The sequence below is a fragment of the Nostoc sp. genome (assembly GCF_036917975.1).
In the GTDB taxonomy this organism is placed as follows: domain Bacteria; phylum Cyanobacteriota; class Cyanobacteriia; order Cyanobacteriales; family Nostocaceae; genus Nostoc.
In genome coordinates this window covers 25,160-39,299 of record NZ_JBALEJ010000017.1, presented here as the reverse complement: position 1 = coordinate 39,299, position 14,140 = coordinate 25,160, and the positions used below count along the sequence as shown (strand labels likewise).

12 protein-coding genes are annotated in these 14,140 nt (G+C 42.4%); 6 read left to right on the top strand and 6 right to left on the bottom strand.

Annotated elements, in window-relative coordinates; translation table 11 throughout:
• Positions 1-372 precede the first annotated feature (372 nt).
• The 3 genes from V7K76_RS06490 (at position 373) to V7K76_RS06480 (ending at position 5,941) form a co-directional block, all read left to right on the top strand.
• Positions 373-4,128, top strand: coding sequence for a tetratricopeptide repeat protein (locus tag V7K76_RS06490; protein WP_334780370.1), 3,756 nt, complete (start codon positions 373-375; stop codon positions 4,126-4,128).
• Between the two features lie 98 nt (positions 4,129-4,226).
• Positions 4,227-4,931 carry a Uma2 family endonuclease gene (locus tag V7K76_RS06485; RefSeq protein WP_334780408.1) on the top strand — a complete coding sequence of 235 codons (705 nt, stop codon included), beginning with the start codon at positions 4,227-4,229 and terminating at the stop codon, positions 4,929-4,931.
• Positions 4,932-5,269: 338 nt separating this feature from the next.
• Entirely contained in the window at positions 5,270-5,941 is a 672-nt protein-coding gene (locus V7K76_RS06480; protein WP_334780371.1) for a glutathione S-transferase family protein, read from the top strand.
• Between the two features lie 247 nt (positions 5,942-6,188).
• On the opposite strand, the gene V7K76_RS06475 is transcribed toward V7K76_RS06480, so the two are convergent.
• From V7K76_RS06475 to V7K76_RS06465, 3 genes are all read right to left on the bottom strand, one after another.
• Positions 6,189-6,311, bottom strand: coding sequence for an SUMF1/EgtB/PvdO family nonheme iron enzyme (locus V7K76_RS06475; RefSeq protein WP_269454149.1), 123 nt, complete (start codon positions 6,309-6,311; stop codon positions 6,189-6,191).
• Between the two features lie 196 nt (positions 6,312-6,507).
• On the bottom strand, positions 6,508-8,586 hold the full coding sequence (locus V7K76_RS06470; protein ID WP_334780372.1) for an SUMF1/EgtB/PvdO family nonheme iron enzyme: 2,079 nt from the start codon (positions 8,584-8,586) through the stop codon (positions 6,508-6,510).
• Position 8,587: 1 nt separating this feature from the next.
• Positions 8,588-8,983 (bottom strand): Pepco domain-containing protein, encoded by a 396-nt coding sequence (locus V7K76_RS06465; RefSeq protein WP_334780373.1) that lies wholly within the window; start codon positions 8,981-8,983, stop codon positions 8,588-8,590.
• A gap of 255 nt (positions 8,984-9,238) precedes the next feature.
• On the opposite strand from V7K76_RS06465, the gene V7K76_RS06460 reads away from it, so the two are divergent.
• On the top strand, positions 9,239-10,135 hold the full coding sequence (locus V7K76_RS06460) for an Rpn family recombination-promoting nuclease/putative transposase (protein WP_334780374.1): 897 nt from the start codon (positions 9,239-9,241) through the stop codon (positions 10,133-10,135).
• 68 nt (positions 10,136-10,203) lie between these two features.
• On the opposite strand, the gene V7K76_RS06455 is transcribed toward V7K76_RS06460, so the two are convergent.
• From V7K76_RS06455 to ndhC, 3 genes are read right to left on the bottom strand one after another with little or no spacing between them, the layout of a single operon-like run.
• The gene (locus tag V7K76_RS06455) at positions 10,204-10,734 is read right to left on the bottom strand and encodes an NAD(P)H-quinone oxidoreductase subunit J (protein WP_334780375.1); all 531 of its coding nucleotides are present in this window, start codon (positions 10,732-10,734) and stop codon (positions 10,204-10,206) included.
• Positions 10,727-11,464, bottom strand: coding sequence for a photosynthetic/respiratory NAD(P)H-quinone oxidoreductase subunit K (gene ndhK / locus V7K76_RS06450; RefSeq protein ID WP_334780376.1), 738 nt, complete (start codon positions 11,462-11,464; stop codon positions 10,727-10,729). Before ndhK ends, V7K76_RS06455 begins: the two co-directional genes overlap by 8 nt.
• Positions 11,455-11,817: a photosynthetic/respiratory NAD(P)H-quinone oxidoreductase subunit C gene (ndhC, locus tag V7K76_RS06445; protein WP_104908259.1), complete on the bottom strand. Its 363-nt coding sequence runs from the start codon at positions 11,815-11,817 to the stop codon at positions 11,455-11,457. Before ndhC ends, ndhK begins: the two co-directional genes overlap by 10 nt.
• Positions 11,818-12,172: 355 nt before the next feature.
• Between ndhC and V7K76_RS06440 the strand changes: the two genes are divergently transcribed.
• Entirely contained in the window at positions 12,173-12,508 is a 336-nt protein-coding gene (locus tag V7K76_RS06440) for a rubredoxin (protein WP_334780377.1), read from the top strand.
• A 162-nt stretch (positions 12,509-12,670) separates the two neighbouring features.
• Positions 12,671-13,675: a photosynthesis system II assembly factor Ycf48 gene (locus V7K76_RS06435; RefSeq protein WP_334780378.1), complete on the top strand. Its 1,005-nt coding sequence runs from the start codon at positions 12,671-12,673 to the stop codon at positions 13,673-13,675.
• Positions 13,676-14,140 lie beyond the last annotated feature (465 nt).

The following is a 14,140-nucleotide window of genomic DNA, read 5'->3' as shown; positions in this document are numbered from 1 at the left end:
CTTTATACTTTCTTTCCTTTGTGGAAGCACTTCATGGCAGTGCCCTTGTGGAAGCACTTCGTGGCAGTTACTGCCATCAAGTGGTTCAAGTAACAGGTTCACACCGACACCTGTTTTAATTCCTTTACCCCTCACGGGGATGGAAACCAGAAGAACTGCCAGGTTCACTAGGAAACAAAGATAAAATGTTTTAATTCCTTTACCCCTCACGGGGATGGAAACTGATGATGAACAATTTTAGGTAAAATAAGTAATTGATTGATTGATTGATTGATTGAAAAGTCAAAACTAAAAAATATACCAGCATCTGGAACTAGCAGATGAAAAAACTCTTAGAAAAATTAAATCAACTTAACTTACAGGTTGTGCAACTTGCTGGACAAGGAAACTTCAAGCAAGCAAGCAATAATTATTGCCCAACAAGCTGTCAACTTAGGGTCAAGCCAGCAGCTAACTGAGCATTCAGAATATTGTGATAGCTTGAATAACTTAGCAGAATTATATCGAATACAAGGATGTTATTTAGAAGCCAATCCCTTGTATTTACAAGCGTTAACTATTAGAAAAAGTCTCTTAGGTTCAGAACATCCTGATGTTGCACAATCTTTAAATAATCTGGCAGTACTCTACCATTCACAAGGGAATTACTCACAAGCCGAAAAATATTTTTTAGAATCCCTGGAACTTTGGAAAAGTATTTTTGGAGCAGAACATTTTCAAATTGCGACTAATTTAAATAATCTGGCAGAGATTTATCGAGAACAAGGAAAATATCTCAAAGCTGAACAAGTACATTTAGAAGTTTTAACAATGCGAAAACGTCTGTTTGGCGATGAACATCCAGACATTGCTCAAACTTTGACTAATTTAGGAGCGATTTACACATCCCTTAGACGCTATAAAGAAGCAGAAAAAATTCACTTAGAAACCTTGGTGATGAAAAGACGCTTGTTTGAAGAGTTACATCCTGATATTACTATTAGCCTGAATAATTTGGCCAGATTGTACGATGTTCAAGGACGTTATCAAGAAGCAGAACAACTGCATTTAGCTGTTTTAGACAGATGGAAAGAAATATTAGGTTCAGAACATCCATATATCGCATCTACCTTCAGTAATCTGGGTGGAACTTATCAAGAACAGGGGCGTTACCTAGAATCAGAGCAAAAATATCTAGAAGCCTTAGCGATGAGAAAACGCTTGCTAGGTGATGAACATCCCGATATTGCTAGCAGCTTGGATAATTTAGCAGAACTTTATCTGATTCAAGGGCGTTATTTATCAGCTGAACAAAAGGCTCTAGAAGCTTATTCTTTGAGAAAACAACTGTTCAGTTCTGAGGAGTTTGATATTGTTGATAGCTTAAAAATCCTGGCAGTAATTTACACTTATCAAGGGCGATACTTAGAAGCTGAAAAACTCTATTTAGAAGTATTCCCAATCCTGGAAAGCTCACTTGGAAAAGAGCATCCCGTAATCGCTGGTACTTTAAACAATCTGGCTGGACTTTATGAAGAACAAGGCAATTATTCTCAAGCCGAACAAAAATATTTATCAGCTCTAGAAATTCAAAAAAATCTATTAGGTAATGAGCATCCTGATATTGCCTTGACTTTCAACCAGATAGCAGTTATTTATCGGTTACAAGGACGATATTCTGAATCGGAACAACTGCATCTAGAATCTTTGGCAATGACCAAAAATATTTTAGGAGAACGACATCCATTCGTAGCAGCGATTCTTAATAATTTAGCAGCATTATATCATGCTCAATTTAAATATCAAGAAGCAGAGTCATTATTTTTATCAGCCTTAGCTATTGTTAAAAGTGCCTTTGGTGACGAACACCCACAAGTAGCAAGTACGATGAATAACTTAGCGGTTATTTATGATTTTCAAGGGCGTTATCAACAAGCAGAAGAACTCCATTTAGAAACATTGAGACTGAGAAAGTCATTACTAGGAGAATCACACCCACAAATCGCTAATAGTCTGAATAATCTGGGAGAGTTATACTTTTCGCTGGGGCGCTATGAAGAAGCACAACAGAAGTATGTCGAAACTTTGGCAATGAGAAAACGCCTGTTGGGAGATGAACATCCTGATGTTGCATTTAGCTTAAATAATCTCGCAACAGTGTTAGCTGCGACTAACCGCCCAGATGAAGCTTTATCTCATCGCATCGAAGCCAGTAACATTAATGACAAGATTATTCGTAATATATTCGCTTTTAGTTCCGAAAGCGATCGCCTGTCCTTCCTCCAGAAAATTCGCAATAACTTTGACTTATTTCTTTCCCTAGTCTGCAACCATCTTGCTGACTCAGATAAAGCAAAACTTGCAGCCTTAGATTTTGTTCTCAAACGTAAAGCCTTAACCGCCTCAGCGCTGGCGGCTCAAAATGAAGCATTTTACAATGGTCGCTACCCGCAACTGACAGAAAAATTCCGTCAACTGCGCGATTTGAGCAATCAAATTATCCATCTCACTTTTGCAGTTCCCAAAACAGATGACTTAGCTACATACCAAGATAATTTGAGACAACTGCAAAACAGACATAACAACTTACAAAAACAATTAGCGGCACAAGTTCCAGAAATTCAGCTATCACAGCAAACTTTCGACCGTGAGGCGATGTCTGACGACAAGCCGCTTCGCGTCTACGCCGCAGCATTACCGCCTAACTCTATTTTGGTCGAGTTTGTCCGCTTCGACTTATTCGATTTTCAGGCAATTTCGGCCAATGGAGAAACACAATGGCATCCAGCTCGGTATTTAGCATTTATTTTAACAGGCGGAGAATCAGATGCCGTGCAGATGGTAGATTTAGGGGCAAGCGCATCCATCGATGAACTGATTCAAGCCTTTCGCTTACAAGCATCTGACTACACCCACCCGACATTAGCTTGGGGTAAAGGTAGTGACGCACCAAAGCTGCATATCAAATCATACAATCCCACAGATGCGATGCAACTGAGTCAAGCACTGTTCGACCCCATCCGGGACTTAGTGAAAGATTGTAGGCATCTAATTATTGCACCCGATGGTAATTTAAACTTAGTGCCGTTTCAGATATTGCCGATTGATGCCACAGGCTCACGTCTATTAATGGATGAGTATACCATTAGTTATCTGGGTGTCGGGCGAGAAATTCTCCGTAGCAAAGTTCAGCTACCAACAGGTTTTATTTCGGCACCATTAATCATTGCCGATCCTGATTTTGATTTATTGGGGACTGGGGATTGGCGATCGGGAACTGGGGACTGGGAAAAAAATTTCATGCTCGATGTCCGGAGTCTTCAGTTAAACGATCATCTCACAGAAAAAGGCTTGCTTCGCGCTCCAGGGACAAGGTTTTTGGGGGAAAGTGTAGCGAAAAAACTGCCCGATGCCAAATTATACTTAGGCGCAGAAGCACTAGAAACCCGCCTGACAAGTAGCGAGTGTCCTAGTATCATGCTAATTGCAACTCATGGCTTATTCCAAAGCGATTCCCAGGCGCAACCAGTCACTAACAGGCGCAACCTATTAAACATGGAAGGTCTGCGAACAACCAAGGTAGAAAATCCTATGTTGCGTTCTGGGCTGGCGTTAGCGGGTGCTAATACAAGGCTTGCTGGTGGGAGACTTCCTCAAGCAGCAGGTAAAGGCTTTGTTTTTGCCCAAGATATTGCCAGTTTAGATTTGTGGGCGAATGAATTGACGGTTCTTTCTGCCTGCGATACCGCCAGAGGTGATATTAAAATTGGCGAAGGTGTATTTGGGTTGCGGCGTGCTTTTGCAGTGGCGGGTGCAAAAACTCTGGTGATGAGCCTATGGTCTGTTCCTGACAAAGTAACTGCCTTACTGATGGAGCGTTTTTTTGATAACTTGCAGTCTGGTATGAGTCGGTCTGAGGCGTTACATTCTGCTCAGAATTATATACGTAGAATTACAGTTAAGCAATTGCGCGAATCAGCTTTGGGTCTGGAAGTGCTAAAGGAACTTTTAGCGGTCAAAGAGTTATCAGTCAAGACTAGAATTGATTGTCAAGAAAAAGACACACCATTAGAACATCCCTTTTACTGGGGAGCATGGATTTGTCAGGGAAATACAGATTCATTGGTTCACCGAACAAGGCAAAAGTAAAAAGTAAAAAGGCAAAAGAAAGAAAAATAAAAATGGTTGTGAGCCGCCTAAATTTAAACAACAGCAAGTTAACTGATAACTGTCAACCACCAAGTATTATGTATAATTACAATCCCTTAGACTGCCTACCTTCATCGGCGGAATTACCAGATTCTGATGATACTCCTGTGGATAACGAACTACAAATATTAATTCCTAATTTATTGTTAGCCATCTTAGCTTCGATTTGGCACAACCGTGATGACTGGTTTTTCGGTATCAACATGGGGATTTACTATACACCATTACAACCGGCTATAGTCCCCGATGGGTTTTTGAGTTTAGGTGTTGAACGTTTTGTTGGAGAAAACGGACGTTCTAGTTACGTTTTCTGGGAAGAAGAAGGGATTACGCCCATTTTAGCTTTAGAGGTGGTTTCTCAAACCTACAATGGGGAATATGAACAAAAGAAAATAGATTATGCTCAATTAGGCATTTTATATTACGTCATTTATGCACCAATGCGGCTACGTCGTAAGCGTCAACGTTTAGAAGTTTATCGCTTAGTTGAAGGTAAGTATATTTTACAACCCGGCGATAAAATTTGGATGCCAGAAATTGGTTTAGGGATTGGACGAGAACAGGGCACTTATCAAGGAAGAACACGAGAATGGCTGTTTTGGTATGACCAAGATGGTAATAGATACCAAACTCCAGAAGAGATAAATGCACAACAGCACCAACAGTTAGAACAAACTCAGCAGCAGCTTCAAGAACTTTTAGCTAGATTACAACAACAAGGAATTGACCCAAATTTACTATGAACTACCCCTGGCTCAAACTTTCGCACAGCAAGAGGTCTATTATCGAACAGAATTCAGGAGTCAGGAGTCAGAATACCCTTTCAGGGAAGCAAGCTACGCTTTTAGCGTTTTTTTGGCGAAGGTATTGCTATACATATTTTCATAAAGACTGTAGACTATTAAAAGTCCGGTAAATCGACCGACAAGCTGGAGTATGTCATCTAAGCTGATGTAGATACCTGCCAGTAAATTATTTAAATGTACTAATTAACACATCTCAACTTTTGTCTTATTGCTTGAGTTGGAGTTGTGCAATTTCAAATAGTCTGCATTCACAATAATTGCAAGGAAAAGATTTCATGAGTAACATACAACTGTACTTCGCCCAAGCCTCTACCTTCTCTCAACGTACTCGTGTAGTCTTACTGGAAAAAGGCATTGATTTCACCCCGATAGAAATTGACTTACAGAACAAGCCAGATGAGTACACGCAGATTTCGCGCTATGGTAAAGTTCCGGCGATCAAACATGGGGATATTGAAATTTACGAGTCCGCCGTTATTAATGAATATCTAGAGGAGGTTTTTCCAGAACCACCATTGTTACCTAGCGATCCTGCTGCAAAAGCGATCGCTCGCATTTGGATAGATTACGCCAATACTCGCTTTGTCCCAGCTTTTAACAAATTCCTGCGCGGTAAAGATAGCCAAGAACAGGAACAAGGAAGAAAAGAGTTCACAGAAGCGCTCTTATATATTGAACAAGAAGGGTTAGGCAAAGGTGATTACTTATTAGGAGATCGGTTTAGCCTTGTTGATATCAGTTTCTATCCCTGGTTTGAACGTTTACCACTCTTAGAACACTTCCGCAAATTCACACTACCAACAGAAACACCCCAGTTGCAAGCATGGTGGAATCTGGTAAGCGATCGCTCCTCAATTAAAGCAGTTGCAAATCCTGTGGACTACTATTTAGAAAGATTCGCCAAAGTTCTCGGTGAACCTCTTCCCGTTGGTGCGGCACAAAAATAGGACACAGGGGCGTGGTGATGGGATTCATTAGGGGTGTAGGGGCTTGGTGCGTGCGAATTATTTTTGGAAAAAGTCGGGAATCTCGCAAAATTAATTGAGTCGAACAACTGTTCGGTTTTGCAACCTACCAAGCTATCCGACTCGGTTTTATATTCGGAGGTTGTCGCCTTCCTCGCTGGTTCAGGTCTGGACTCCCTGATGTACGCTCGATAAATTCCCATTTATCAACTCTGACTTTGGGGAGTACTCACGCCACAGCCACCGCCACCACGCGAAAACCAACATTGTTGTTACGATTCGCGCGCGCGTTCCTATTGCGATTGGCAGAACGGCAATTCCTGGCATTGTTGATCCAACTACCGCCACGCAGCAGCTAAAATCGACCTGCCCCATGCTCAAACTCTCACCTAAGTGAGAAATTTGATTAAATGTAGTGTATAATAGTTTTGATATCAATACACCACTTCTCGAAAAAAATTTTATCCGCCAGAGGCGGAGGGTGAAGAAGGGAAAAGAATAAGAAGTGCAGATGGGAAAAGGGGAAGAGGGTAAAGAGCAAGGAATCCTCACGCCACAGCCACCGCCACCACGCGAAAACCAACATTGAAGTTACGACCCGCGCGCGCGACCCAAGAGCGAGCCGCAGAACGGCAATCCCCGGCAACGCCGATCCAACTACCGCCACGCAGCAGCCTTATGTTATTATCTTTACCAGTCAGCCACGGATTACCATCTTTTGGCGCACCCTGGTAATTGTCATTATATACATCTAGACACCATTCCCATACATTACCATGCATATCGTATAAACCGAAAGAGTTAGGCGGAAATTTTCCTACATCTGTTGTTTGTTCACGATATTCGCCCTTTGGTGCAGAGCCGTAAGGAGAATTACCGTCGTAGTTAACTAAATCTGTGGTAATCGTTTCACCAAAATAAAACGGTGTAGTTGTCCCCGCACGACAAGCATATTCCCATTCGGCTTCACTGGGTAGCCTGTAGGTTTTTCCTGTCTTCTGACTCAACTTTTCACAAAACTCTACCGCCTCATCCCAACTAACTTGTTCTACAGGTCGTTTCTCACCTTTGAAATTAGAAGGATTACTACCCATAATTTCTTGATACTGTGCCTGGGTAACTGCATATTTCCCCATGAAAAACTTAGGAACTGTTACTTGATGCAGTGGACTTTCATTTTCATATTTCTGTGCTTCCCCTTCCAGTGAACCCATCATAAAGGTTTCCCCTGGTATCTCCACCATTTTCAAGGTGACACCATTTCCTAAATTTTCTTCAAAATATTTCGCTTCCTCATTACGGCGGTTGGTGATATTTGCTTTTGCATTCACTGTAACCACTTCAAATTGAAAGCTTTTTAGGCTAGGTTCAGTTGTCTGAGAGGTACTGGTTTCTGCTGAATTTACGCTAGGCTTGGTTGGCCAAAAACGTGGTACTACAATTGTTAAACCGACTGCAGCAGTTGCAAACCCAGCAGTTTGAATTACACGTCGTCGTGACCAGTTAGGTAATATTAGGTTTGATGGCGAAGAAGTTGTTGAAGGTGTTGGAATTCTTGATGTTGCAAATTTTTCCGCACCAGAAGTCTGAGTATTATTAATCGGGGATGATGAGGTTGGTTTAGGAGTTGGAATTTGAGGAGGTTTACTTATAGGTGTATTTGTGGCTGACTTAGATACTTGTGGAATTGTTTGCTGAGGTAAATCAGGAATTGCAGAACTATTTCGCAACCGAGCAATTTCTTCCAAGGCTTCTATAGCTTCCATATCTTGCCCTGAAGCCGCAGCTAGTACCCTAATCCAGAGTTGTTTGGCTAAATCAAAGTCTCTTTTACTCTGAGCGCGATAAGCATCATTTTTTAAAGTGGCAATATCCGCTAGCGTTGCATATCGTGGCACAAGTATTAGGTGAGATTTATTCACAGGTTCAGCAATCACATAAGGCGTTTGCTTTGTATTCTTATGCTGGCGAACCAATTCAGGCACACGAAACTTGAGATATTGCTCCAATCGTTCAACAGTAGCGCATTTACCTTGAATTCCTAACCCTTCTAGTAATGCCCTGGTAAAAGCACCTTGTTGTAAAGCATTAATTTCATAAGAATACTCTTGGGGAATACAGGAAAAAATGCTGATAAATCCTTGTTGACGTGCTTCTTCTGCGGTTTGTCGCCCAATTCCTTCACCTGTTTTTTTGCCTTCATTGCGACAAGCATCCAGAATCAAGACAACATTATCAGCACCGCAGCGACGCAGGCGTTCACTCACAAAGTTAATCGCTATTGCCGTGTTTTCAATATCCTCTGGATCGCCATCACAGGGCATGAGATAATCACGGTCAGCGTATCTTATCCCATGCCCACTGAAGAAAAACCAGAAATTATCCCCTGCTCCCATAAAGGGATTGTCAAATAACTGTCGCAAAACTCGCAGTAAGTTAGTGCGAGTTGGGCGAGTCGATTTTCCGTCAACATGAGGAGAGTCATCAGAGAAGAAGAATATCCGCTCAAATCCGGCTTCATTGGCCAGAAACTCTTGCATTAACAGTGCATCCCGCTTGGCATAGTTTAGCGGTTGCAGATAATCATACTGGTTAATACCAATTGCGATCGCCCAATTTTTTGCCATTTCACCCTGGTTCTTGGCGCTTGAACTTCAGCTTAATTGCTCCTTTACTCCCAGCTTTGACACCACTGCCAATTAATTTAACTTCCCCATCTGCACTAATTTCTACCGATAGCTCAATTTCATCTAGCTGCATTTTGGAGTTGACTTTTGCTTGCTGTTCAGCTTGACTAAACAAACTTCCCACTACTTTGAGAAAGTGAGTCATATTTTGCTCTAATGTTTGAGCGCTAACCTTAACGGCATCTCCTACCTCTTTGCTACCAGTGCTTTCCCTGATAGTTTCCTCTCCCCAACTGCCTCTATTAATACTCACGCCTTTAGCACCATCAGGAATCGATATTTGCGGCACTTCATCCGTCACAATCCAAATGCGATCGTCTTGGGGTGTTTCTGACATATTACTTTAAATATTTAGATTAAATTGTCCCACAAATTTAGATTAAATTGTCCCACAAATATAGATACAACGGTAGAGACAGTGATTCCGATTCCTAAGAAATTTCACAGAACATGTTAGACATCTCCTTTGCGAACCTCCGCGTTTCCCTTTGCGTTAAAAACAGGACTCTAAGTAATCCAATCAAAAATCTGAATATCTGTAATCCAGTCTTAAGTACAATTATTTGATAACTTTCAGTGCATTTACAACCCCATGATCAAACCTGCCGATGTCAGCACCAAACGCTTAATCAGCCTTGCACCTGATAACTGGGTAAAATGGGTAACACAAATTCCTGATATTGTTGCTGGCGAAATTCTCAACTCAGAATTTCAGTGGATAAGTCGAGAAAGTGATGTTTTAATCCGTGTCGAAAGTCCCCAGTATGGAAAATTTCTCGTTCTTAACGAATTACAACTGCGCTATAAACCAGAAATGCCGCGTAGGATGCGTGCATACACAGCACTTGCAGAAGAAAAATATAATTTGCACACCTACCCAGTACTAATTAATATCCTCAAGGCAAGTGATGCTGAAATACCGACAAGTTATGCATCAAATATTGCTGGTTTACGTGCTATTCAAGATTACCGTGTCATTAACCTGTGGGAAGTTGATGTAAACATTGCCTTTGCACAACCATTACCATCACTACTTCCATTTGTACCCATCCTCAAAGGAGGTGATAACGAGTCTACAATTCGGGACGCATTACGAATATTACGTGCAGATGAACAATTGAATCAACTAGAAACAGTATTAGGATTTTTTGCTACCTTTGTATTAGATAGTGCAATAGTTCAACAAATTCTGAGGTGGGATATGGCACTTTTAGAGCAGTCGCCTTGGTATCAAGAAATTTTTAGCAAAGGGGAAGAACGAGGAGAAGCACGCGGAGAAGCACGCGGAGAACTGCGAGGAAGAAAAGAAGAGTTGTATTCAGGAATTGAATTAGCATTAGAAATTAAGTTTGGCAATCAAGGTTTAGAATTGATGCCGATAATCTCTCAAATTACGGATTTGCAAAAATTAAAAGCAATTCAGCAGGCAATTAAAACTGTAAATACAGTCAATGAATTACAGCAAATCATGTCAACCAACTTGACATGAAAACACCAAAAACATAACCCCTCTCCGTCACCGGAAAGGGGTTAATTAATGGTGAAATTCAGCAATCTCTAATAAGCGTCTTGCAACTCGTAGAAATCAGGCGAGATATAATCCTTCCGCAAAGGCCAACCTACCCAATCTTCCGGCATCAAAATTCGCTTGAGATTTGGGTGTCCTTCGTAGATAATGCCGTACATATCGTAAGACTCGCGTTCTTGCCAATCTGCGGTCTTCCAAATCCAGTACACAGAAGGCACTACGGGGTTTTCCCGTGGTAAGAATACCTTAACTCGAACTTCTTCGGGGCGATCGCTATTATCACCCACTTTAATCAAGTGATACACACTCACCAATTCCTGTCCTGGCCCAAGGTCAACACCACCTTGAAACTGGAGATAATTAAACCCGTAGGCATAAAGGGCTGTAGCGGTGGGAAGTAAAAAATCTGCCTCCACCTTAATTATCTCTACACCATTTTTATCTGGTGCCAAAAACTCATGGTCAAAGCCATTTTCCGTCAACCACTGGGAAACTTTACCGGCTTGTACCAATGAATCTTCTTTGGCTGCTGCTACTGGAATAGATTCTTCTTCAGCCACGGGTTTGTTCCTCCTTTTGTGCCAATTCTTTCAGCAGTGCAGGTGGTACTGGTAAACCAATCGCTTCCGCCAATTCTTTCGGTGGTGCATAGCGAGTTTCTGACTGCAAATACTTACCAGTTAAGATTTCCTCCACTGGCTTCAAATTATGAGTCGTGCTGTAGTAGCGGTGGGTTTGCTTAATTTTATACCGCTCTTGCATCGATTCATTAGAGATTTTCTTCCGCAGCTTAATAATTGCGTCGATAATTGCTTCTGGACGGGGAGGACAACCAGGCAAATACACATCCACAGGAATCAGTTTATCGACTCCGCGCACTGCTGTAGGAGAATCAACACTGAACATTCCGCCAGTAATTGTACAGGCTCCCATCGCAATTACATACTTCGGCTCTGGCATTTGTTCATAAAGACGCACCAATTGAGGAGCCATCTTCATCGTAATAGTCCCTGCCGTAATGATTAAATCAGCTTGGCGGGGGCTAGAACGGGGAATTAGCCCAAAACGGTCAAAGTCAAATCGGGAACCAATTAAAGCTGCAAACTCAATAAAGCAGCAAGCAGTACCAAATAGTAACGGCCACAGACTAGAAAGCCGCGCCCAGTCATAGAGGTCATCAACCGTCGTCAAAATGACGTTTTCTGAAAGGTCTTGAGTGATTGTAGTCCGCTCAATGGGGTTGATGATTCGTTCTTTGTCCTGGGTTGTTAAGTTAGAATTCAAGACCATTCCAAAGCTCCTTTACGCCATGCGTAAACTAAAGCGACTACAAGAATTGCAATAAAGACTAGCGCTTCAATAAATGCCAATAGCCCCAAACGGTGGAAAGCTACCGCCCAAGGATACAAGAAAACAGTCTCCACATCAAAGACGACGAAGACCAGAGCAAACATGTAGTAGCGGATGTTGAACTGAATCCAGGCTCCCCCAATGGGTTCCATGCCAGATTCGTAGGTGGTGCGCCGTTCTGGGCTGTAACTACTGGGTCGTAGGAGCTTGGATGCTGAGAGCGCTAAGGCAGGTACTAGGCTACAGATGATGAAGAAGCCTAGAAGGTACTCGTAACCGCTGAGGACAAACACAATGAGTATCTACCGCTTATGGAGTATTTTAAGTAGGGAGTGGGGATTGGGGAGTGGGGAGTGGGGAGTGGGGACTAGGTACTGGGTACTGGGTACTGGGTAATCCTTCTGAATTTCCAATCCCTTATCCTTAATACCAAATTCTTTATTTTTAATCCCCAGTCCCCAATCCCCAGTCCCCAATCCCTCAACTGCGTTACTTTCTTTTACATTATATCTGTTTGGTTTTTCTGAAATCTGGGAAACAGACGCACTTCAGGTATTTGATTCGCTTTTGCTAGTGATAGAAAAGTCTAACAATTATGTCATAATTTTTAACGTATATTTAAGATTTCTTCTCTGCGAGGCCTTAGCCATGAGCGAACCAGCTGTTGAGACTCCGGTGTTAGACCGCTACGAGTGTCGCGCCTGCGGTTATGTTTACGAACCTGAGAAGGGAGACGACAAGGATGATATTCCTTCCGGGACACTCTTTGCTGAACTGCCTATAAATTGGCGCTGTCCAGTTTGTTCTGCTAAAAAGACCGCTTTTGCCAACATCGGCCCTGCCGGTACTGCATCTGGGTTCAAAGAAAATCTCGGTTACGGTTTGGGTGTCAACAACCTAACGCCAACCCAAAAGAATATCCTAATTTTTGGTGCTTTGGCTCTTGGTTTCTTGTTTTTTATCAGTCTCTACGGCTTACAGTAACAGCTGTTAAGCAATTCAAAATGACGCTCTCTACGAGACGCTTCGCGTAGCTTGCTTCTCTGTAGGGGTACGCGGACTCGCTAACAAAATGAAAAACCCAGGATTGTCAAGCATCCTGACTACCTAGTCCTAAAAAAATTTAGAAACAACTAAGAAATACTGATGCATTCATTTTTGAAAAGTTGGCAACGAATATTTGCCTTGTTAATAGTAGTCGTAATATGCATGGGCTGTAGCAAAATTCCCTCTGTTAGCTACAACCCTTGGAAAGTCGTTTCTGTGCCAACAGACTCGAATCTATTGGATATAGGTTTTACTGATAACCCTGAACATGGCTACTTAGTAGGTAGCAATGCCACCCTGTTGGAAACCAATGATGGTGGTAATACCTGGAAACCAATCACACTGCAACTGGATGAGCAAAAGTATCGTTTTGACTCAGTAAGCTTTGCAGGAAAAGAAGGCTGGATAGCTGGAGAGCCTGGACTTTTGCTACATACAACCGACGAGGGTACTTCTTGGTCACGTATTCCTTTGAACGAAAAGCTACCAGGTAGCCCGATCGCAGTTAAAGCACTGGCAGACAGTACAGCAGAAATGGCTACTGATGTGGGAGCCATATATAAGACCACAGACGGCGGCAAAAACTGGAAAGCCCAGGTGGAATCAGCAGTGGGTGTGGTGCGTAACTTAGAACGTTCTGCTGATGGGAAATATATTGCTGTTTCTGCTAAGGGTAGCTTCTACTCGACTTGGGAACCGGGGCAGGATGCTTGGGTTCCCCATAACCGCAATAGTTCTCGGCGGTTAGAAAACATGGGTTTTGCTAACAATGGGCAATTGTGGTTACTAGCTAGAGGAGGTCAAATTCAGTTTAGTGACGAAACTAAACCTGACGAGTGGCAAAAGGCACAATATCCAGAGTTATCTACAAGTTGGGGTTTACTGGATTTGGCATATCGCACACCCAATGAAATTTGGATAGGTGGCGGTAGCGGTAATTTACTACGGAGTGCCGACGGTGGCAAAACCTGGGAAAAAGACCGTGAAGTGGAAGAAGTTGCGGCTAATTTGTACAAGATTGTGTTCTTAGAGCCAGAACGGGGATTTATAATTGGCGATCGCGGTGTTTTGCTCAAATATCTACCAAACCCTGAAACAACTTAATGGGGACTGGGGACTGGCTTTCAAGGGTAGGTATTTAAGAATCAGTCAGTAGAGAGGGTGATTTGAGAGATATGGAGTCGTAGCAAGATCCCCGTAGGGGTATGTCCCGCTACGCGCTAACGCGAACAGCGTCTCGTCAGAGAAAAAATCCTTGTATCGCATATTGGTTGAAACCCCGCCCGATGTTAAGCCTGATTTGTTTCCCTACTCCCTACTCCCTTTCATCGTCTTTAAATAGACATTCAATCCAAGAGCGCATCGAATACCAACAAGCATCCGCAATTTCGGGTTGTAAATCGGTGAGAATTAACCAAGGTTGGGTGGAACGAAGTGAAACCCAACCTACGCATCTTGTGTTCCCCCGGATGCACCCTTAGATATTTTTGCTGACCACAGTCAGATAAGTATTTTACCTGCTAAAACATGACTTTGTTAAATACCTACCCTTGAAAGAGTCCCCAGTCC